Source organism: Collinsella sp. HCP28S3_B9 (assembly GCF_052066095.1).
GTDB lineage: Bacteria > Actinomycetota > Coriobacteriia > Coriobacteriales > Coriobacteriaceae > Collinsella.
In genome coordinates, this window is the sequence record NZ_JBQHST010000010.1 from 40935 (window position 1) to 61890 (window position 20956).

General features: G+C 61.0%; 16 protein-coding genes. 13 read left to right on the forward strand and 3 right to left on the reverse strand.

Translation table 11 applies throughout. From position 1 onward, the window contains the following. The first annotated feature begins 79 nt into the window (after positions 1–79). From plsX to ffh, 6 genes are all read left to right on the forward strand, one after another. A complete protein-coding gene (gene plsX / locus ACTNBB_RS03765) occupies positions 80–1096 on the forward strand; it encodes a phosphate acyltransferase PlsX (protein ID WP_154515449.1) in 1017 nt (338 codons plus the stop codon). A gap of 117 nt (positions 1097–1213) precedes the next feature. Beyond that, positions 1214–1456, forward strand: coding sequence for an acyl carrier protein (locus tag ACTNBB_RS03770; protein WP_441056717.1), 243 nt, complete (start codon positions 1214–1216; stop codon positions 1454–1456). 3 nt (positions 1457–1459) lie between these two features. Further along, complete coding sequence (gene rnc / locus ACTNBB_RS03775) at positions 1460–2185, forward strand: ribonuclease III (protein ID WP_154515455.1); 726 nt, start codon at positions 1460–1462, stop codon at positions 2183–2185. Between the two features lie 10 nt (positions 2186–2195). Continuing rightward, positions 2196–5732 carry a chromosome segregation protein SMC gene (gene smc / locus ACTNBB_RS03780; protein ID WP_441056719.1) on the forward strand — a complete coding sequence of 1179 codons (3537 nt, stop codon included), beginning with the start codon at positions 2196–2198 and terminating at the stop codon, positions 5730–5732. Further along, the gene (gene ftsY, locus ACTNBB_RS03785; RefSeq protein ID WP_271807278.1) at positions 5732–6649 is read left to right on the forward strand and encodes a signal recognition particle-docking protein FtsY; all 918 of its coding nucleotides are present in this window, start codon (positions 5732–5734) and stop codon (positions 6647–6649) included. Before smc ends, ftsY begins: the two co-directional genes overlap by 1 nt. A gap of 10 nt (positions 6650–6659) precedes the next feature. Next, on the forward strand, positions 6660–8144 hold the full coding sequence (gene ffh, locus ACTNBB_RS03790) for a signal recognition particle protein (RefSeq protein WP_441056721.1): 1485 nt from the start codon (positions 6660–6662) through the stop codon (positions 8142–8144). Between the two features lie 116 nt (positions 8145–8260). Here ffh and ACTNBB_RS03795 read toward each other — a convergent pair whose 3' ends face one another. After that, positions 8261–9025, reverse strand: coding sequence for a NifB/NifX family molybdenum-iron cluster-binding protein (locus tag ACTNBB_RS03795; RefSeq protein ID WP_441056723.1), 765 nt, complete (start codon positions 9023–9025; stop codon positions 8261–8263). A gap of 216 nt (positions 9026–9241) precedes the next feature. Between ACTNBB_RS03795 and thyA the strand changes: the two genes are divergently transcribed. The 4 genes from thyA to ACTNBB_RS03815 all read left to right on the forward strand — a co-directional run bounded on the left by thyA (position 9242) and on the right by ACTNBB_RS03815 (position 13117). Next, a complete protein-coding gene (gene thyA / locus ACTNBB_RS03800) occupies positions 9242–10090 on the forward strand; it encodes a thymidylate synthase (RefSeq protein ID WP_154515464.1) in 849 nt (282 codons plus the stop codon). A gap of 9 nt (positions 10091–10099) precedes the next feature. Further along, positions 10100–10618: a dihydrofolate reductase gene (locus ACTNBB_RS03805; RefSeq protein ID WP_441056725.1), complete on the forward strand. Its 519-nt coding sequence runs from the start codon at positions 10100–10102 to the stop codon at positions 10616–10618. 109 nt (positions 10619–10727) lie between these two features. Continuing rightward, positions 10728–11642 (forward strand): TrmH family RNA methyltransferase, encoded by a 915-nt coding sequence (locus ACTNBB_RS03810; protein WP_441033339.1) that lies wholly within the window; start codon positions 10728–10730, stop codon positions 11640–11642. A gap of 125 nt (positions 11643–11767) precedes the next feature. Then, entirely contained in the window at positions 11768–13117 is a 1350-nt protein-coding gene (locus tag ACTNBB_RS03815; protein ID WP_370450570.1) for an MATE family efflux transporter, read from the forward strand. A gap of 85 nt (positions 13118–13202) precedes the next feature. Here the strand turns inward: ACTNBB_RS03815 and ACTNBB_RS03820 are convergent, their stop codons facing one another. Further along, positions 13203–13688, reverse strand: coding sequence for a cob(I)yrinic acid a,c-diamide adenosyltransferase (locus ACTNBB_RS03820; RefSeq protein ID WP_154515476.1), 486 nt, complete (start codon positions 13686–13688; stop codon positions 13203–13205). Positions 13689–13780: 92 nt separating this feature from the next. On the opposite strand from ACTNBB_RS03820, the gene ftsH reads away from it, so the two are divergent. Together ftsH and ACTNBB_RS03830 are read left to right on the forward strand one after the other, a co-directional pair. Then, positions 13781–15673: an ATP-dependent zinc metalloprotease FtsH gene (ftsH, locus tag ACTNBB_RS03825; RefSeq protein WP_195838531.1), complete on the forward strand. Its 1893-nt coding sequence runs from the start codon at positions 13781–13783 to the stop codon at positions 15671–15673. Positions 15674–15748: 75 nt separating this feature from the next. Next, positions 15749–16201, forward strand: coding sequence for a DUF523 domain-containing protein (locus ACTNBB_RS03830; RefSeq protein WP_441016321.1), 453 nt, complete (start codon positions 15749–15751; stop codon positions 16199–16201). A 130-nt stretch (positions 16202–16331) separates the two neighbouring features. Here the strand turns inward: ACTNBB_RS03830 and ACTNBB_RS03835 are convergent, their stop codons facing one another. Next, positions 16332–17420 carry an iron-containing alcohol dehydrogenase family protein gene (locus ACTNBB_RS03835; RefSeq protein WP_441056728.1) on the reverse strand — a complete coding sequence of 363 codons (1089 nt, stop codon included), beginning with the start codon at positions 17418–17420 and terminating at the stop codon, positions 16332–16334. 510 nt (positions 17421–17930) lie between these two features. Here ACTNBB_RS03835 and ileS point away from each other — a divergent pair. Continuing rightward, positions 17931–20708: an isoleucine--tRNA ligase gene (ileS, locus tag ACTNBB_RS03840; protein WP_441056730.1), complete on the forward strand. Its 2778-nt coding sequence runs from the start codon at positions 17931–17933 to the stop codon at positions 20706–20708. The last annotated feature ends 248 nt before the right edge of the window (positions 20709–20956 follow it).

A 20956-nucleotide genomic window follows, 5' to 3' on the forward strand; every position in this document is an offset into this window, starting at 1 on the left:
CTGGATACGATGCCGTTCCAACTGGAACCACAATGGCCGGCTCAATGAGTCGGCCATTTTTGTATAAGGAGCACTTGAAATGAGTAACGTTCGCGTTTGTGTAGACGTTGTGGGCGGAGACGAGAAGCCCCAAGTTGTCCTCGACGGTATTGAGGCCGCACTTGCCGCCGATCCCGATATCGAGGTCATTGCTGTTGGCCCCGCCGATATCGTCAACCCCTTTGCCGCGGCGCACGCGCGCGTGGAGGCTCTGGAGGCCCCCGATGTCATCGCCATGGACGACGATCCCATCCGCGCCGTGATGACCAAGCGTAAGTCTTCGATCGTACTTGCCTGCCGTGCTATTAAGAAGGGCAACGCGGACGCGTTTTTCTCCGCGGGGTCGACCGGCGCCATGACGGCTGCCGCCACCGCCTACGTGACGCCGTTTAGATATTTGGTAGAGGGTAAGAAGCAGCCGGTGCGCCCATGCCTCACCAATGCGCTGCCCAACCGCGCCGGTGGCCTTACGGTACTGTGTGACATGGGGGCCAACCCCGATGTCGAGGTCGACGACATGGTCCGCTTTGCCCAGATGGGTGCAGCCTATGCCCGCGTGGTCCTGGGCATCGAACATCCGCGTGTGGGCCTGCTTGGCAACGGCACCGAGGACGAGAAGGGTTCTAACTTTACCAAGGCGTGCTTCCCGGCTATGAAAGCCGCGGTCCCCGGTTTTGTGGGCAACTGCGAGGGCACCGATCTTACGTCGGGCAATTTTGACGTTGTGGTCGCCGACGGCATGTCGGGCAATATTGCGCTCAAGGCAACCGAGGGCGCTGCCAAGTTTTTGCTGCAAGAGCTCAAGGGCGCCTTTATGTCTTCGCTCGGTACCAAGATTGCCGCGCTGCTCATCAAAAAGCAGATGCGCCAGATGAAAGCCAAGCTCTCGGGCGATGCCAAGGGCGGCGCGATCCTGCTGGGCCTTCGCGGCGTCGTTTTGATTGGCCATGGCGCCACGTCGGCCGAAGCCGTTAAAAACGGTACGCTCGCCGCGGCTCAGGCCGTTCGAGCCGGGCTTATCGAAAGCATTGCCAATTCCATGGAAGGTATCGTTTAGCAAGAGCTCCGTTACGTGGCTCAAGCTATGCATCGTGGGGTAGAATCGGAGCCGTGCTGCAATGCGGCTTCCGCCCGCGCGACACATTGTATTCCACGACTTATGAGAGGATGCGCTATGGATCGCTCCGAAATCTTTGACAAGATCGCCGAGGTCGCTGCCGACGTGCTGGGCGTTGACGTTGCCGAGATCAGTGATGAGACGACTTTTGACGACCTCGATGCCAATTCGCTCGAGCGCCTGCAGCTGGTGACGGCCATCGAGGACGAGTTTGACCTCGAGATCGATGACGAGACCCTGTTGTCGCTCACCTCCGTTGCCGACGCTGTCGACGCTATCCAAAACGCCAGGGAGGCCTAGGTCTTGGCTTTATCTCAACGACTCACGCGCGCTCAGGAAATCCTGGGCCATGAGTTTAATAACAAGGTGCTGCTACGCGCGGCGCTCACCCACCCCTCGGCAGTAGAGGGGCAGCCGGTCTCTGCCAGCTATGAGCGGCTTGAGTTTTTGGGTGACTCCATTCTGGGCGCCGTGGTTGCCCGTTCGCTCTTTGAGTCTTATCCCGAGTTCGATGAAGGCAAGCTCACGCGTCTGAAGGTATCACTTGTTTCGGGTGCCACGCTGTCCGAGGTTTCGCACGAGCTGGGCATCGACGACATCATCATCTTTGGCGCCTCCGAGACCGGTACCGGCGCGCGCGGCCTTAACTCGGCGCTCGAGAACGTCTATGAGTCGCTCGTGGGTGCGTTGTACCTCGATGCCGGCTGGGATGCGGCGGCGGAGTTCATCCACCGCACGCTTAAGCCCCATTTGGCCTCCGAGCGTGCCGAGCACCCCGCGAACCCCAAGTCGTTCTTGCAGGAGTGCGTGCAGGCAGACGGTCACGAGCCCCCGGCATACAAGCTGGTAGGCTCCGAGGGCCCGGCACATGCGCCCACCTTTACCGCCGTGGTGCTTGTCGACGGTATCCGTCAGGGCCGCGGCACCGGCGCCTCTAAGAAAGAGGCCGAGGGAGCCGCTGCACTCGAGGCGCTCGACCGCATGGGTTACACCACCAACGGTGTGATTCTCAACAAGAAGCCCGTTTAAGCGAGGAACCGTGTATCTCAAGTCCCTTACGCTCAAAGGGTTCAAGTCGTTTGCCGACCGCGCCCATATGACGTTTGAGCCGGGCCTGACCGTCATCGTCGGTCCTAACGGCTCGGGAAAATCGAATATCTCCGATTCGATTCTGTGGGTACTGGGTGAGCAGAGCGCCAAGCAGCTGCGCGGCCAGGCCATGGAGGACGTCATCTTCTCGGGCTCGTCGGCGCGCAAGCCGGTGGGCGTTGCCGAGGTCACGCTGGTGCTCGATAACTCGGACCATGTGCTGCCTGTCGACTTTGATGAGGTTGCCATCACCCGCCGCATGTATCGTTCGGGCGAGAGCGAATACCTCATCAATTCGAGTCCGTGCCGCCTGATGGATATCCAGGACATTTTGCACGATTCGGGCTTGGGTAAGGATACGCATTCCATTATCAGCCAGGGCAAGCTCGATGCCATTTTGCAGAGCCGTCCCGAGGAGCGCCGCGTCCTTATCGAGGAGGCTGCCGGCATTTCCAAGCACAAGCGCCGCAAGGAGCGTGCGCTCAAAAAGATTAAGTCGATGGACGAGCACCTTACTCGTGCTCGCGACATCAATAAGGAGATTGCCCGTCAGCTGCGACCGTTGGAGCGTCAGGTCGATCGCGCGCGCAAGTACAAAGAGCTGTCCTCGCGCGCGAACGAGCTTACGCAGATGCTGGCCGTTGACGAGCTTCGTTCGCTGCAGTCGCAGTGGAACGATCTGGAGAGCCGTTCCAAAGAGGGTGCCGCCGAGCTGGAGCTTGCACAGTACCGCTTGGGCGAAAAGGAGCGCGAGCTCGAGAAGCTCCAGGTGATGCTCGAGGAAAAGGGCCTGTTTGTGGGTGACTTGGGCGAGCAGCGCCGTCATATGCAAGATGTGGTCGGCCGTATTAACTCCGATATGCGCCTGCTCGAGGAAAAGGGCCACAATATGGTGTCGCGCCTGTCCGATATGCGCGGCCAGATTTCGAGCTCCGAGCATCAGCGTCGTCGCGTGGTCGAGGAGCTCGAGGATGCACGTGCCCAGCTAGAGGAAGTGACCGGTGCACACATGCAGGCCCAGGACGACGTTGACGCCGCCGGCCCTGCCGCCGCCGAGCTCCACGAGCGCCGTGTTGCGCTTGACAATCAGATTTCGCAGCTTACGCGCGAGCAACGCGATGTGCAGCGCGTGGCCGACAAGGCTGCGCTCGAGCTTGCCAAGGTGAAAGACTCGCTGAGCAATGCCGAGGTCGAGGACAACATGTACGCCTCGCGCCTGGAGCAGATTGACGAGCAGCTCGAGGAGGTCACGGCCTCGCTCGAGAGCCGTCGCGACCGCGCCGAGGAGCTCGACGGCGCGCTCGATCAGGCTCGCCAAGCTCAGGCCGATGCGCGCCAGGCCACCGAGGTCGCCCGTGCGGCGTTGAAGGACTTGCGCGCCCGTGAGAGCGAGTCGCGCAACAAGCTGTCCGAGGTGCGCTCTGAGCTTGCGAGCCAAAAGAAGCTCGATGCCCGTATGGCCGATAGCTCGCCGTTGGTGAGCCGTCTGGTAGGGGCATTGGGCGATGACGTAACGGGCCGTCTGGGCGACGTGCTCGAGGCGCCGCGTGAGCTTGAGAGCCTGGTCGAGCAGCTGCTTGCCGGCGATATCGATGCCCTGTTGTTTGATGACGCCGCCACGCTTGAGCGTGCCGGTCGTGCGGCTTTGGACCAAAAGAAGGCCTCGGGCGAGGCACTGCTGGTGGCGCGTGGTGTGAGCGGCTCTGCTGCTGCCGAGGGCGCTGCCGGTTCGCGTCTGGTTGATCGCCTGTCCGTGCGTGCCGGTTATGGCCCGATTGTCGAGGCACTGCTCGGCGGCTATTACGTGGTCGATGACTTGCCTTGTGCGCTGGCGGCACCAGTCGTTGACGGTGTGACTTATGTGACGCCCGATGGCGCTCGCGTGAGCTTTGGTGGCCTGGTGCGCGTGGGGCTCGATGCCGGCGAGGCCTCGGGTGCCCTGGAGCGGAAGCGCCGCATTCGCGAGCTCGAAGGCCTGGAGCCCGATTTGGCTGCCGTTTTTGAGCATGTGTCGAACCAGGTTATCGAGGCCAATGCGGCCGTCGAGGAGGCGCGTGCCGCCGAGGGTGATGCCGCCGGCGAGATCGCTCGTCTTGAGGGCGAGCGTCGCTCGCTGCTCTCCGAGATTGGCCGCCTGGAGCAAAGCGCCAACAACGCCGAGGTCGAGCGTGCGCGCATCTCCAGGCGCCGTGAGCAGGCGGCCGAGGCCGTTCGCGCCGCGCGCCCGCGCGTTGACGAGCTCACCCGTTCGCGCGACGAGGCCCGTGCGCAGGTAAGCGACCTGGGTCTCCAGATTGCCGAAGCCAACGACGAGCTCGATCGCGTGCGCCGTGACGATTCCGAGGCAGCCGGTAAGCTCGCCGATGCCAAGGTGCGCCTGGCCCAGACGAGCGAGCGCCTGCGTTCGCTGAAGGGCCGCGTGCCCGATCTGGAGCATCGCCTGGAGGGCATTGACCGCCGTATCCGCGGAACACGTCAGGCTTCGCGCTCGCTCGAGCTGCTGCGCCTGCGTGTCGATCCCATGCACGAGCGCTATTCGGCCCTGCTGGAGCGTGCATCTGATTGGGCCGCGCGCCTGCGTGACCAGGCCTCACTCGAGGAGGCAGACTCGGCTTCGCTCAAGAAAACCATCGAGGATGCCAAGGCCGAGGTCTCCCGCGCCAAGGAGCGGGTCGATGCCGCCACGGCGACACAAAACGAGTTCAAGGTCGCGCGCGGCAAGCTCGAGGTGCAGGTAGAGGCGGCCATCAAGGCCATTACCGCCGATGGTACCACGGTGCTTGAGGAAGCGCTCATGCTTCCTGCTCCCACCGATCGCGACGCCGCCGAGCGCGAGCTCAATCAGCTCGTGCGCCAGATCAACAACCTGGGCCCTGTGAACCAGGTTGCCATGGAGGAGTACGAGCAGCTCAAGCGCCGCGCCGACTACATCGAGGAGCAGCTGGCCGATCTGGAGAGCGCGCGCAAGGCGCTCACCAAGATTACCGTGGCCATCGACCGCAAGATGCGTAAAGCCTTCCTGGTGACCTTCGAAAAGGTCGATGCGAACTTCCGCGAGATCTTCGCCATGCTGTTCCCGGGTGGCCAGGCGCATCTGGAGATGACCGACCCCGAGCATCCGGCCGAGACGGGCATCGAGGTCGTGGCGCAGCCGCGCGGCAAGCGTATCACCAAGATGATGCTCATGTCGGGCGGCGAGAAGAGCCTGACGGCGCTTGCCCTGCTCTTTGCCGTGTATCGCACGCGTACGGTGCCGTTCTATGTGCTGGACGAGGTCGAGGCGGCGCTCGATGACGCCAACCTGTCCAAGCTCATCGGCGCGCTCGACGTGCTGCGTTCCGATACGCAGCTCTTGGTTATCTCGCATCAGCGCCGTACTATGGAGGACGCTGACGTCCTCTACGGCGTCTCGATGCAAGCTGACGGCGTCAGTCGCGTCGTCTCGCAAAAACTCGATCGCGAAACCGGAAAGGTCGTGAATGCATAATGGGATTCTTCGATGCTCTCTCGCGCGGACTTGAGCGCAGCCGCGAGGCCCTCAACGAGGTCTTTTACTTTGGCGGCGAGGTCGACGAGGATTTTTGGGAGGACCTAGAGGACACCCTCGTCATGGGTGACATGGGTGCCGAGGTCGCCATCCAGGTCTCCGACGACCTGCGCGATGCCGCGGCCAAGAAGAACCTCAAGACCGCCCCGCAACTCCGTCGGGCCCTGGCCGAGCAGCTCGAGCAGCATTTTGTACCCGTCGAGCGCGATCCGTTCGCCGACACGCCGAGCTGCGTGCTGTTTGTGGGCATCAACGGTGCCGGCAAGACCACTACGGTCGGCAAGATCGCGAGCGCCATGGCTGCCCGTGGCAAGAACGTCGTGATCGGCTCGGCCGATACCTTCCGCGCTGCCGCCATCGAACAGCTCGATGTGTGGGGCCAGCGCGCCGGCGTCCCCGTCATAAAGCGCGACCGCGGCTCAGACCCGGCAAGCGTTTGCTACGACGTACTCGACGAGGCCGATAAGCGCGGCAGCGACCTGGTGCTCATCGACACCGCCGGTCGTCTGCACACGAGCCCCGAGCTCATGCGCGAGCTTGCCAAGGTGGTCAACGTGACGCGTAAACGCGCCGCCAATATGGCCGCCGGCCCCATGCCCGTCTCGGTCGTCCTCGTGATCGATGCCGCGACGGGCCAAAACGGCCTGAACCAGGCGCTCGAGTTTAACGAGGCGCTGGGTCTGGACGGTATTATCATGACTAAGCTCGACGGCACGGCAAAGGGCGGTATCGCCATGGCCGTGGCCGAGAAGCTCAAGCTCCCGATCCTGCGCGTGGGCGTGGGCGAGCAGGTCGATGACCTGCAGGAGTTTAATGCCAAAGATTTCTGCCGCGCCCTGGTGGGCGAGTCCAACTAAGGAGTGACCAGTGTTTGATTCTCTGAGCGATCGCCTCAACGACACATTTGACCGCCTGCGCGGCAAGGGCAAGCTGACCGAGGCCGATATCACCTCGGCCATGCGCGACATTCGCATGGCGCTGCTCGAGGCCGACGTCAACTTTAAGGTCGTCAAGGAGTTTGTCGCCAAGACCAAGGAGCGCTGCATGACCGCCGAGGTCATGGAATCGCTGACGCCGGCGCAAAACGTCGTCAAGATCGTGCTCGACGAGCTCACCGAGATGCTCGGCTCCACCGAGAGCAAGCTCGTCTTTAGCAACCGCATTCCCAACGTCATTATGCTCGTGGGCCTGCAGGGCTCCGGTAAGACCACGGCGGCTGTAAAGCTGGCATACCTGCTCAAGAAGCAGGGCCGCTCGCCGCTGCTCGCCGCGTGCGACGTCTACCGTCCCGCCGCTGCCGACCAGCTGGCCACGCTTGGCGGAGAGATCGGCGTGCCGGTCTTCCGCGGTGACGGCGAGCACCCGGTCGATATTGCCAAGGGCGCCATCCAGGAGGCCGTCGACCACCTGCGCGATGTGGTCATCGTCGATACCGCCGGTCGTCTGCAGATCGACGAGCAGATGATGCAGGAGGCCGTGGACATCAAGAAGGCCGTCAAGCCCGATCAGGTGCTGATGGTCGTCGATGCCATGACCGGCCAGGATATCGTCAACGTTGTCTCGACCTTCGCCGAGCGCACCGACTTTGACGGCGTGATCATCTCCAAGCTCGACGGCGATGCCCGTGGCGGCGGCGCGCTTTCGGTGCGCCAGGTGACCGGCAAGCCCATCAAGTTCGTGAGCATGGGCGAGAAGCCCGATTCGCTGGAGCCGTTCTATCCCGATCGCATGGCCAAGCGCATCTTGGGCATGGGCGATGTCGTCGGCATTATCGAGAAAGCCCAGGAGGCAGCCGATGCCGAGCAGCTCGAGGCTGCCGAGCGCATGCTGCGCGAGGGCTTTACCATGAACGACATGCTCGACCAGATGAAGGCCGTCAAGAAGATGGGCGGCATGAAGGGCATTCTGGGCATGCTTCCCGGCGGCCAGCGCGCGCTCAACCAGATGGGCGGCAACCTGGATGAGGGCATCTTCGACAAGAACGAGGCCATCATCATGTCGATGACCAAGGAAGAGCGCCTGCGTCCTTCCATCATCAACGGCCAGCGTCGCGCCCGCATCGCCAAGGGTGCCGGCGTGACCCCCACCGAGGTCAATAGCCTTATGAAGCAGTGGGGCGAGATGAACAAGATGATGGGCCGCATGCGCTCGATGGCCAACCAGGCGCAAGCCGGCGGCAAGAAGGGCAAGAAGGGTAAAAAAGGCAAAAAGATGCGCATGCCCAATATTCCCGGTCTGGATGCCATGGGCCTGGGCAGCATGGGCGGCCTGGGTGGCATGGGAACAGGTGGTCCCAAGTCCGATATGGACCTGCTGCGCCAGATGGAAGCGCAGATGCGTAATAAAAAGTAACGACTGGTTGAGTCGAGTATGGCGAAGGCCGCCTGGATGGTACTCCAGGCGGCCTTCGCCGTTCGTTCGCAGGTTTTCTCACGCGCGGAAGCGTGTCGGCGTTGAGGTGCTTGCCACTAGTGGCAGCCACAGCCCTCGTGCCCATCATGGTCGTGGTGGCCGTGGCAGCCGCAGGACTCGCCATGCTCGTGGGCGTGCTCGTGCTCGTGCCCATGGCAGTCGCAGGTGGCCTCGCCGGTCTGCGCGAGCGTGCCGGCAATGAGGGCCTCGACGCAGGCGTCGCAGCTGCCCTGGGCGCCCGCATAGACCGTGATGCCTGCCTGGGTGAGCGCGTTGATGGCGCCGCCGCCGATACCGCCGCAGATGAGCGTATCGACGCCACCGTTGGCGAGCAGACCCGCTAGGGCGCCGTGACCAGTGCCGCCGGTGCCTACGACCTGCTCGTCGAGTACCTTGCCATCCTGGATGTCATAGATTTTGAACTGCTCGCTGCGGCCAAAGTGCATAAAGATGTTGCCGTTGTCGTACGTCGTTGCCACCCTCATGGTGCCGACCTCCTTTGCTGGCCATATGGCCGTCGTCGTAGGTGTGGGGGAGTATGCGATATTGCCGCCCTCGATACTAAGTGCTCGCCCGTTGACCAGCGCGTTTGCCACCTTGCGATGCGCGCGGCTGCAGATGGCCGCCACGGTGGCACGGGCGATGCCCATTTGCTGGGCGACGGCCTCCTGATTGAGGCCTTCCAGGTCGCAAAGCCGTAGGACTTCGAGCTCATCGACCGTCATATCGATGGCGTCTCCGCTGGCAAGGCCGTCAGGGGTAAAGCCGCGATATTCGGGAATGATCCCAACACGGCGCAATTTTTCGCGTCTTCCTGCCATACACTCTCCAAATCTGACATATGTCAACAATAGGATAGCGCATATGCGGAGCCGCTCAAGCTATTTTTGGCATATGTCAAAAAAGCTAAAGGTGCAGCATTTGCGAATGCGGCGCCGTACTGCCGTGCATTGCGTGTTCCGCCCCAAGTGTGCAATTCGATGCTGCGCGCCTGGGCTACAATAAAAATCGCTTATAGGCGACTGACAGGAGGGTCAATGAGCAAAGCTGATCAACAGTTTGTAGCCATGTGCCGCGATATTCTGGACCATGGCACCACTACCGAGGGCCAAAAGGTTCGTCCGGTGTGGGAGGACGGCACCCCTGCCTATACTATTAAAAACTTTGGCGTTACGGCACGCTACGACCTGCGTGAGGAGTTTCCGGCGCTTACCCTGCGTCGTACGGCCCTCAAATCTGCCATGGACGAGATCCTATGGATCTATCAAAAGAAGTCCAATAACGTGCATGACCTCAACAGTCATATTTGGGATGAGTGGGCCGACGAGACCGGCTCCATCGGCAAGGCCTATGGGTATCAGATTGGGCAGAAGAGCCATTATGCCGAGGGTGACTTTGACCAGATGGACCGCGTGCTGTACGACCTTAAGCACACGCCGTACAGCCGCCGCATCATGACCAATACGTACGTGTTTAGCGACCTGTCCGAGATGCATCTGTATCCGTGCGCCTACAGCGTGACCTATAACGTCACGCAGCGCCCGCAGGATGACAAGCCCACACTCAACATGATTCTCAACCAGCGCAGCCAGGACATTTTGGCCGCGAACAACTGGAATGTGTGCCAGTACGCCATTTTGCTGATGATGGTCGCGCAGTCGGTCGATATGATCGCTGGCGAGTTGCTGCATGTGATCGCCGATGCCCATATTTACGACCGTCATGTCGATATCGTCCGCGAGCTTATCGAGCGTCCGCAGTTTGCTGCGCCCAAGGTAACGCTCAACCCCGATGTGCATGATTTCTACGCGTTTACGACTGATGATCTGATCGTTGAGGGCTATGAGCACGGCCCGCAGGTCAAGAACATCCCCATTGCGGTGTAGGTGACGCGCATGACGTGTAAGCTTTCTGCCATTGTCGCCGTGTGCGATGACTGGGGCATTGGGTGCGAGGGCGACATGGTCGTGTCCAACCGTGCCGACATGCGCCATTTTGTGGCATGCACCAAGGGTTGTCCGGTCATTATGGGACGCAAGACCCTGCTGAGTTTTCCCGGCGGGCGTCCGCTCAAGAACCGTCGCAACATTGTGCTCACCCGCGACGAGGGCTTTGCTCCCGAGGGCGTCGACGTGGTGCATAGTATCGATGAGGCGCTCGCCGCGGTTGCCGATGAGCCCGTTGCCTGGGTGATCGGTGGCGGCGAGGTGTATCGGCAATTTTTGCCGTACTGCGTGGAGGCCGAGGTCACGCATAACCATTGCGTACATGACGTGGATACGTACTTTCCCGACTTGGACGCCGATTCCGCGTGGGAAGTTGCGCGGCGCGACGGGGTTGCCACGATTGCCGCGGGCGAGGGTGACGAAGGCCTCGATTATGAGTTCGTGACATATCGTCGCGTTGATGCTTAAATCGTCTGGCGTGAACGGTATCATCGGGTTGATTGAATGCATGGGGCGGCGCTTAGCGTCGCCTCGTTTGGTATAGATGTGCTGTAAAGAAGGGTACGGGCTGGCTGCTATGACTGATGCCGTTGAGGTGCTGCGAATCGATTCCCTTAATGATGAGCGGCTCGACGCCTACGTGCGACTGACGGAGCGCGAGCTGCGCTGCGTGCTGGAGCCGCAAAAGGGCATCTTTATCGCCGAGAGCGCCAAGGTCATTGAGCGTGCGGTGCGTGCCGGATACGAGCCGGTGAGCTTTCTTTTGGGTGAGCGCTGGCTCGATCAGATGATGCCGCTGTTCGAGCGTCTGGTTGTACGCGAGGGCGCAGGTCCGGTTCCTGTGTTCGTGGCCTCCATGGAGCTCATGGAGCAGTTGACGGGCTTTAACGTGACGCGCGGTGCGCTCGCGGCGTTCCGTCGCCCGCGTCAGATTCCGGTTGATGAGTTCTTGGGCGGCGTCGTCGAGGTGGCGGGTGAGCGCCCGGTGCGCGTGTGCGTGCTCGAGGGTATTGTCGACCATACTAATGTGGGTGCGATTTTCCGCTCGGCGGCAGCGTTGAATGTCGATGGCATTTTGGTAAGCCCCACTTGCTGTGACCCGCTGTACCGCCGCTCGGCCCGCGTGAGCATGGGCACGGTGTTCCAGGTGCCCTGGACACGCATTGGCAGCGAGGCGCGCGTATGGCCGCATGATGGGCTGGCGGCGCTGCACGATGCCGGCTTTTCGTGTGCCGCCATGGCATTGACGGATGATTCGGTGTCGTTGGACGATCCTGCGCTGCAAGAGATTGACCGCCTGGCAATCTTTATGGGCACCGAGGGCGCCGGCCTGGGCGCCAAGACCATCGCGGGCTGTGACCGGGCTGTGCGTATTCCGATGGCGCACGGGGTCGATTCGCTCAACGTGGCCGCGGCGAGTGCTGTCGCTTTTTGGCAGTTGTGTCCGCACGTGAGCAACGAGTATCACTACCAGCCGGGACTGTATCACTAGGCAGATATTTTGCACCGGGCTCTGAGTCCGTGTGTTTCGGTTGACGCCGGTCGGTGCTAAGCTGGTGCTGGCTTTGGTCTTTATTTGACGTTTTGTTGTTTGACGTGCGCTGGTGGGGAGGGCGTGTGGCTAAGAAATCTACGGCTATCGATGTAACACAGGGTGTTATTTGGCAGCAGTTGCTTTCGCTGTGCGTTCCCATCTTCTTTAGTTCGTTCTTTCAGCAGGCCTACACACTTATCGGTACCTATATCGTCGGTCAGTTTGGCGGCAAGCTCGCGCTGGGCGGCATCCAGGCCACGATGGTGCTCACGGAGCTCTGCATCGGTTTTTGCGTCGGTGTTGGCGCCGGCTGTGCTGTTATTACGGGTCAGTATTTTGGCCAGCACGATGATGAGCGACTGAGTCGTTCGGTCCATACGGCCATGACGCTCGCTCTGGTGGGCGGTATCGTCGTCTCGATTCTGGGCATAGTGTTCGTTGAGCCCATGCTGGTGCTTATGAATACGCCGCATGAACTATTGGCCGAGGGTGTGGCCTATGCTCGTTGCTATTTTGCCGCCATGGTTGCGGCGCTTCTGCTCAATATGGGAACGGCACTGCTGCGCGCCGTGGGCGACACGCGTGGCCCTGCCGTGATCATCGCTTCCGGCTGCCTCGTTAATGTGGTGCTGGATGTCATTTTTGTTGCCGTGCTGCATATGGAGGCTTTGGGCTGCGGCATCGCGGTGGCGCTGACCATTTGCTCCAACGCCACGATGATCGTGATTCGCATGATGCACGCACCGGGTGCGTGGCGGCTTTCACTGTCCAAACTCGGCATTGATCCTGGTATTTGCAAGAGCATGATCTCGTGTGGTCTGCCGCTTGGCTTTCAGTCTGCTGCGTATTCGATTTCCAACGTCTTGATTCAGGTGTCGGTCAACTCGTTTGGTGCCGATGTCACCACGGCTTGGGGTCTTTCGGGCCGCTTAGATGGCATTGTCTGGATGGTTACCGAGGCGCTTGGCGTGTCGATCACCACGTTCTCGGCACAGAACTTTGGCGCGCGCAACTACGAGCGCATGCGCAAGGGCTACCATACGTCGCTCGTGCTGTCGTTTATGCTCATTGGTGGCCTGTCTGCCGTGCTGCTGGTGTTCTCGGGTCCTCTGTCGCGTCTGTTTGTCGACGATGCTTCGATCTCGGCGTACACCACGACCATCATCCATTTTATTGCGCCGTTCTATGCGATTTTCTCGATTATCGAAAACGCGTCGGGCTCCATTCGCGGTGCCGGCGTGAGCTTGCAGCCCATGATTCTCACGATTTTCGGCACCGTCGTACTCAGGGTGATCTGGGTGTTTGCGATCATGCCTTTCGATCCGTCGCTTGAGCTCCTACTGCTGGTTTACCCCGTAACCTGGCTCATCACGGCCACGATGTTCACCATCTACCACCACAGCGGCAACTGGCTAGGCCGCGCCACTGCCTAATGATCCGTATGAGACGGAGGAAAACGGATCATTGCTCTTCGTGGTGATGTCGATGATTCGTTTTCCTCCGTCCCCTTTGGATCAATTAGTATTCGATGCCTTGGCGGGCTAGGAGGCCTTCGTCGAAGTAGTGTTTGACGGGGCGCATTTCGGTTACGAGGTCGGCAAGGTCGGCGAGGGGCAGCAAGCCGCGGCCAGTGAGCACGAGCTCCGTGGTGGTTGGTTTCATAGCGATCAACGCTTCGACATCTTCGCGCGTCACAAAGCCCCGTCGCATGGCTTCTCCCAGCTCATCCAAGATCAGCACGTCGACTTGGCTAATCTGCTCGCGCGCCAGCTCCATGATCTGTGCGGCACAGGCTTCGGGCGTGTCGCGGTCGGCTTGTACGATGCAAAGCCCCAATCGAGGAGCTGCGTCATGTTCGGCGCAGTGCAGCTTCTTGGCAAATTGAAGCATGAGCACGTTAAGTCCATAGCCCGTGGCGCGCAGCGCGAGCCCCAGCGCAGCCGTCGTCTTGCCCTTGCCGTCGCCCGTATAGATTTGAACCTTGCCGACTTCCAGTGATGCCATCTCTGTCCTTTCGTGTCCGGTGTCGGTTTATCGCCGGCCGGGTGGGGTATTCTAGTTAGCATTATCAACCCCAGTAGATGGAGTTCAAGCAGATGGAGATGGATGACAACAAACGTAGACGGAATATGATCCTCTACGTGCTCATCGCCTTCGTCGTCTACCTCGTGCTCTCGACCGTTCTGTTCCCCAACATCGGTCACACGCAGCAGATTACGAAGACCGATTACTCGACGTTTGTCAAAGCGCTCGACAAGAAGAGCGTCGATAAGGTCGAGTACAACACGGACGATTACTCGATTTATTACACCAAGAAGGGCGAGGACGAGAACATCGCCTACAAGACGACCGGTGTGCCGAATGATGCGGGCTTTACCGATCGCGTGCTTGAATCTGGCGCCTCGCTTGAGTCGGTCGTTCCCGATAAGAACTCGGGTCTGATGACTTACTACCTGCTCACCCTCATTCTTCCCATGGCGATTTTCTTCCTGATCGGCTGGTGGCTCAACCGCCGCATGAAGAAGGCCATGGGTGATGACGGCCCGTCGATGAACTTTGGCGGCGGCGGTTTTGGCGGCGGTGGACTGGGCAAGTCCGGCGCGCGTGTGATTGCCTCCAAGGACGTGGGCGTGACCTTTAAGGATGTTGCTGGCCAGGAAGAGGCCAAGGAGTCCCTCAAGGAGGTCGTCGACTTTCTGGAGAAGCCGCAGCGCTACGAGGAGATTGGCGCCAAGCTGCCGCGCGGTGCCCTCCTTGTCGGCCCTCCGGGCACCGGTAAAACCCTGCTTGCCAAGGCTGTGGCCGGCGAGGCTGGTGTGCCGTTCTTTAGTATTTCGGGCTCTGAGTTTGTTGAGATGTTCGTCGGCCGCGGCGCCGCCAAGGTTCGCGATCTGTTTAAGCAGGCCAAGGAAAAGGCCCCGTGCATCGTCTTTATCGATGAGATCGATACTATTGGCAAGAAGCGCGACGGCGGCGGCTTTAGTGGCAACGACGAGCGCGAGCAGACGCTCAACCAGCTGCTGACCGAGATGGACGGCTTCGATAACCACAAAGGTATCGTCGTCCTCGCTGCCACCAACCGTCCCGACAGCCTTGACCCGGCCCTGTTGCGCCCCGGTCGTTTTGACCGCCGCATTCCCGTTGAGCTGCCCGACCTGACCGGCCGTAAGAACATTCTTGAGCTGCACGCCAAGAGCGTGAAGACGCAGCCGCCGATCGACCTGACCGCGATTGCCCGCGCCACGCCCGGTGCCTCGGGCGCCGACCTGGCCAACATCATCAACGAGGGCGCCCTGCGTGCCGTCCGCGAGGGTCGCAAGCGCGCCACGCAGGACGACTTTGAGGAGTCGGTGGAGGTCGTCATCGCCGGTCAGCAGCGCAAGTCCACGGTGCTGTCCGACCACGAGAAGCAGGTCGTTTCTTACCACGAGATCGGCCATGCCATCGTTGCCGCTCGCCAGAAGGGCTCTGCGCCGGTCACAAAGATCACCATCGTGCCGCGCACGAGCGGTGCTCTGGGCTACACCATGCAGGTCGAGGAGGATGAGCGCTTCCTGACCACGCGCCAGGAGATCCTGGACAAGCTCGCCGTCTATTGCGGTGGCCGTGCTGCCGAGGAGCTCATCTTTGGCGAGATGACGACCGGCGCCGCCAACGATATCGAGCAGGCCACCAAGCTCGCCCGTAACATGGTGACGCGCTTTGGTATGTCCGATGAGTTTGGCATGATGGCGCTCGGTACCGTGCAGAACGCGTACCTTAACCAGGATACGTCGCTCACCTGCGCCCCCGGTACGGCCGAGCGCGTGGACGCGATTGTCGCCAAGCTGATCGAGGATGCGCACGACCGCGCCCTGCAGATCTTGAAGGAGAACAAGTTTAAGCTCCACGAGCTGGCTCGTTATCTGTACAAGAAGGAGACGATCACGGGCGAGGAGTTTATGAATCTTCTCACGCGTGAGAATCCGCTGATGCCAAAGCAGCAGTAATACTAGTTGCGCAGTGCTTTCGCCCCATTTGAGTGTCCACCTCAAATGGGGCGTTTTGCTTGGGAAGGGTTGTATATGAAGATCGTGGTAAGTGCCTGCTTGATGGGCGAGAGCTGCAAGTATAACGGGCTCGATAATTACCATCGCGAGCTGGTCGAGGCTTGCGAGCGCACGGGAACCGAGGTGCTCCTCGTGTGCCCTGAGGTTTTTGGCGGCCTGCCCACACCGCGCAAGCCGTCCGAAATTGTGAACGGCGAAGTCCGTACCTGCGAGGGCGCCTCGGTCGATCGTGAGTTTCGCCTGGGTGCTGAGCGTGCACTCGACATGTGCGAGCAGGCGGGCGGGCCGGAAGAGATCGCCGCGTGCATCTTACAGGACCGTAGCCCCTCGTGCGGTGCAGGTCGCATCTACGATGGCACCTTTAGCGGCACGCTCACCGCGGGCAACGGTGTCTTCGTCGACCTGCTCCTGCGCCACGGGTACCGTGTGATTCCCGCAAGTGAATTTGACCCGAGTATGTTGGAATAGCAAAAGAATGGGGGCGGCCATCGAGTAGATGGTCGCCCCCTTTACTGGCAAGCTAAACAATTTCAACAGATGTTCAATGGCGTTTGCCCAGATAAAACCTGCCAAAATAAACCTGTCCCTTTTTGGTAGGTTAGGCGAGGAGCGTGTGGCCGTAGGTGTTGGCTGCCTTGATGGCGGCGGCGAACTTCTCGTCGGTGAAGGGCTCGGGGTTACCCTGCTTCCACTCGTTGGTGGCGTGCGCGTACTCGCACAGGGCAGGGATATCGGCCTCGGAAAGCCCGACCTGCTCAAGCGTTACGGGCAGGCCCATCTGCTTGTTAAAGGCGGCATAGCGCTCAAGGTTCTCGGTGTCGCCCGTGTAGGCGAACAACACGAGCACGCCCAGGCTTACGACCTCGCCGTGCAGGTAGGTGCCCTCACGCGGAATGCTGCAAGTGGCGTTGTAGAACGCGTGTGCCACGCTCGAGTTGTAGTAGTAATCGTTCTGGTTGGTCAGGTTCGAGACATATCCCGTGTTGACCACGATGTCGAGCGCGATCTGCTTGACGGCCTCGCTCGACAGGTCCTGGCGCACGTCCTCAAGACCCTGGACGCCATAGGTAAACAGCGGCTCGGAGCAGGTGTGGGCGAGTGCCAGGCCAAGACCGGCGGTGTGCTCCAAATTTCCGGCGCTCGTGGCGTACTCGACCTCGGGCTGCTTAGACAGGGCATCGCCTACGCCGGCCCAGAAGTACTCTGCCGGTGCCTCGGCGATGATCTTGGGGTTGATGAAGATGTGCGCCGGTCGGTTGGGGTACGAATAGCCCTCGAGCGAGCCGTCGTCGTTGTAGACAACGGCAATGGCGGTCGCGGCGGAGCAGTTGGAGCAGATCGTCGGCACCGTAAAGACGATCTTCTTGAGCTCGATAGCCGCCGTCTTGACGGTGTCGAGTGCCTTGCCGCCACCACAGGCTATGAGCACGTCTGCCTGCTGACAGGCGGGGGAGTTTACGACCTTGGCGATATTGGCGCGTGTGCTGTTGGTGCCGTAGACGCGCGTCTCCAGAACCTCGACGCCGGTTCCTGCCAGCGCGGCTTCGATACCGGGAAGTGCTGCAGCCAGTGCTCGCTTGCCACCGATGATTGCGACCTTGGTCGCACCGTATTCGGCCAGCGCGCTGGGCAGCTCGTCGAAGCAGTCCTCGCCGACGGTATAGTCGCTCATTCCGATCGTGCGCATAGCAACCTTCTTTCGTTCGATAAAGTGCTTTCAGGTATTTTGCTCCTAGAGAAGGTCCACAGCCGCGAGAAATTTCGAACGTATAAAACCAGTGTTGAGGGTTTTTCGTCAGCGCGGAACGTGCTAGCATACTCCGCATAAGCGTTGATGGGGACGAGTAGTCGGCCGTCCGCATGCTACAGAGAGCGGGTAGCGCTGAGAACCCGTGCATGCGACCGATGAAAATCACCCCGGAGCTGCGGTCCCAACGGACGTGCCGCGCAGGCACGTCTTAGTAGATATCGCCGAGATGGTCGTCGATACAGGCCAGCCGAGTAACGGATGCGAGCGCGCGGCGACGCGGGCGAGGGCATCTAAGCTGGGTGGTTAAGCGAAGAGCTTTTACGGGCAGACTGCCTGTCTTGTGGCGCTTCGTCCCAGCTTGCAGGGACGGGCGCTTTTTTGGTGCCCAGAGGGCGTGCGCGCCCATGACAAGAAAGGGGTACCGTGGCAAACGAGTACAAGCAGACGATGAATCTGCCCAAGACCGGTTTTCCCATGCGTGCCGGTCTTTCCAAGTCCGAGCCCAAGCGACTCAAGGACTGGCAGGACAACAAGGTCTACGAGCAAGTTCTAAAGAAGAACAAGGGTCACAAGAAGTTCGTGCTGCACGACGGCCCTCCGTATGCCAACGGCCCGATCCACATCGGCCACGCCATGAACAAGATCTCTAAGGACATGATCAACCGTTACTGGATGATGCAGGGCTACGAGGTTCCCTATGTCCCCGGTTGGGACTGCCACGGTCAGCCGATTGAGCACAAGGTCGAGGAGAAGCTCGGCACCGAGAAGTTCAACCAGACCTCCACGGCTAAGATCCGCGAGCTTTGCAATAAGTTCGCTGTCGAGAACATCGAGCTGCAGAAGGCCGGCTTCCGTCGCCTGGGCGTGCTTGGCGACTGGGACAACCCGTATCTGACGCTCTATCACCAGCATGACGCCGCCGACATCGAGGTCTTCAAGGCCATGTTCGACAAGGGCATGATCTATCGCGGTCATAAGCCCGTCCACTGGTGCAAGCACTGCCACACCGCGCTGGCCGAGGCCGAGATCGAGTACTCCGACGAGACGAGCCCGTCCATCTTCGTGCGCTTTGAGATGACCACTAAGCCTGCCGGTCTCGAGAACTTCGACGGCCCGGTTGACTTCATCATCTGGACGACCACGCCGTGGACCATCCCCTCCGACCAGGCCGTTTCCCTTAAGCCCGGCGCCGCCTATGTTGCCGTTGAGCACGATGGCCGTGCCGAGGTCATGCTCGAGGACCTGGCTCCCAAGTGCTGTGAGGAGTTTGGCTGGGAGTACACCCCGGTCATGGTCGACGGTAAGCCCTATGTGGTTCCCGCTGAGACCTTCCACCACATCCACTACAAGCAGCCGATCTTTGACGGTGTCGAGGGCGTGGCGCTGCTGGCCGATTACGTCGGCGTCGATGACGGTACCGGTATCGTCCACAACTCGCCCGGCCATGGCGTTGACGACTACTTCGCCTGCCTCAAGGAGGGCATCACCGATATCTGCATGCCGGTCGATGACGACGGTAAGTTCTACACCGGCGAGGAGTTTGGTACCGGTGGCCCCTTCAGCGGTATGGATACCGACGAGGCCAATCCGCACATCATCGAGTTCCTGCGCGAGCGCGGCACCCTGGTCCTCGAGAAGAAGATCACGCACAGCTATCCGCACTGCTGGCGCTGCAAGCACCCGGTGCTCTTCCGTGCTACCGACCAGTGGTTTGTCTCGATGGACAAGACCGGTTTGCGCGAGCAGGCTGGCAAAGAGATCCGCGAGAACGTCAAGTGGTATCCGGCCCACGCGGCCAACCGCATCGGTGCCATGGTCGAGCAGCGTCCCGACTGGTGCATCAGCCGTCAGCGCAACTGGGGCGTGCCTATCCCCAGCTACACCTGCGCCGACTGCGGCGAGAAGGTCATGAACGACGCCACGCTCGACGCCGTCATCAAGCTCTTCCACGAGAAGGGCTCCGACGCCTGGTTCACCGACGCTCCCGAGAGCTACCTGGGCGAGGCTTGCGTCTGCCCCAAGTGCGGCGGCCATCACCTCAAGGCCGATAAGGACATCCTCGACGTGTGGTGGGACTCCGGCGTGTCCTGGAAGGCCGTCTGCGAGTATCGCCCCGAGCTTGAGTACCCGGCGGATGTGTACCTCGAGGGCTCCGACCAGCACCGCGGTTGGTTCCAGAGCTCGTTGCTCACCTCGGTGGGTGCCAACGGCCACGCTCCGTACAAGGCGGTCGTCTCGCAGGGCTTCACGCTCGATGGCCAGGGCCGCAAGATGTCCAAGTCGCTCGGCAACGTCATCGACCCCAACAAGGTCTGCGACGAGATGGGCGCCGATATCATCCGCCTGTGGGTCGCCTCGGTCGATACCAGCTCCGACGTCTCCATCGACCACGAGATCCTTGCTCGTACGTCCGATGCCTACCGTCGTTTCCGCAACACGCTGCGCTTCCTGCTCTCCGAGCTCGAGGGTCAGTTTGAGCCCGAGACCGACGGCGTCGCCTTTGCCGACCTGCTGCCGCTCGACAAGCTCATGGTTGCCCGTCTGACCCAAGTCCAGGCCGAGGTCGACGACGCCTACGCCAGCTACGAGTTCCCGCGCGCCTACCGTGCGCTCTACGACTTTGTGGTTACCGAGCTTTCCAACGTGTACCTCGACGCCCTGAAGGACCGTCTGTACTGCGACAAGCCCGGCTCGCTCGAGCGCCGCAGCGCCCAGACCGTGCTGGCTGAGCTCTTCTCGATGCTCATGCGCGACCTGCAGCCGATCCTGTCCTACACGGTCGACGAGGCCATGGCCTATGCGCCCGCCGGCTGCGTCGATCACCGGAAGTACGCCGCGCTGCTCGATTGGTACAAGTCGCCCATCACGGTCGACGAGGCCAATGAGTTCGAGGGCGTGCTCGAGGCCTCGCTCGAGCTCCGTAGCGCTGTGACCAAGGCCCTTGAGGATGCCCGCTCCGCCGGTACCTTCACCAAGAGCCAGCAGGTCCGCGTCAAGGCGGTCGTTCCCGCCGAGATGTATGCGCTGCTGACCGGCGACAAGGCCGTCGATCTGGCCGAGTTCTACATCGTCTCCGATGTTGAGCTAACCCAGGGCGAGGAGCTTTCCGTCGCTATTGAGGCCGCCGAGGGCGAGTGCTGCGACCGTTGCTGGAACTATCGCACCACCGTCGGCGAGTACAACGGTCACGCGCATATCTGCGAGCGCTGCGCGAATGCCTTGTAGTTACGCGGTTTTACCAAACCGTGTAACAGGTTGACGCTGCAAACCCGCCAGAGCGGCAATCTGCCTTTCAGCTTCGGCGGCATGACCAGAAGGTCTATGCCGCCTTGCTTCAAGGCACCATGCTCGCTCTGGCGGGTTTTCGCTCATATGACCCAATCCGCTGTCAAGAGCCACAATGGCCCCGCCGACCGCTTGCAATCGGTCGGCGGGGCCTGCCGTTGAACCCGTCCCGGTCCGCCCCCGGCATG

Excerpts from the sequence above, each read along its gene's own strand:
- thyA (WP_154515464.1), top strand. The coding sequence starts at position 9,242 with ATGAGCAAAGCTGATCAACAGTTTGTAGCCATGTGCCGCGATATTCTG.
- ileS (WP_441056730.1), top strand. The coding sequence starts at position 17,931 with ATGAATCTGCCCAAGACCGGTTTTCCCATGCGTGCCGGTCTTTCCAAG.
- ACTNBB_RS03795 (WP_441056723.1), bottom strand. The coding sequence starts at position 9,025 with ATGGCAGGAAGACGCGAAAAATTGCGCCGTGTTGGGATCATTCCCGAA.
- ftsH (WP_195838531.1), top strand. The coding sequence starts at position 13,781 with ATGGAGATGGATGACAACAAACGTAGACGGAATATGATCCTCTACGTG.
- ACTNBB_RS03770 (WP_441056717.1), top strand. The coding sequence starts at position 1,214 with ATGGATCGCTCCGAAATCTTTGACAAGATCGCCGAGGTCGCTGCCGAC.
- ACTNBB_RS03835 (WP_441056728.1), bottom strand. The coding sequence starts at position 17,420 with ATGCGCACGATCGGAATGAGCGACTATACCGTCGGCGAGGACTGCTTC.
- ACTNBB_RS03805 (WP_441056725.1), top strand. The coding sequence starts at position 10,100 with ATGACGTGTAAGCTTTCTGCCATTGTCGCCGTGTGCGATGACTGGGGC.
- plsX (WP_154515449.1), top strand. The coding sequence starts at position 80 with ATGAGTAACGTTCGCGTTTGTGTAGACGTTGTGGGCGGAGACGAGAAG.
- ACTNBB_RS03830 (WP_441016321.1), top strand. The coding sequence starts at position 15,749 with ATGAAGATCGTGGTAAGTGCCTGCTTGATGGGCGAGAGCTGCAAGTAT.
- ACTNBB_RS03820 (WP_154515476.1), bottom strand. The coding sequence starts at position 13,688 with ATGGCATCACTGGAAGTCGGCAAGGTTCAAATCTATACGGGCGACGGC.
- ACTNBB_RS03810 (WP_441033339.1), top strand. The coding sequence starts at position 10,728 with ATGACTGATGCCGTTGAGGTGCTGCGAATCGATTCCCTTAATGATGAG.
- ftsY (WP_271807278.1), top strand. The coding sequence starts at position 5,732 with ATGGGATTCTTCGATGCTCTCTCGCGCGGACTTGAGCGCAGCCGCGAG.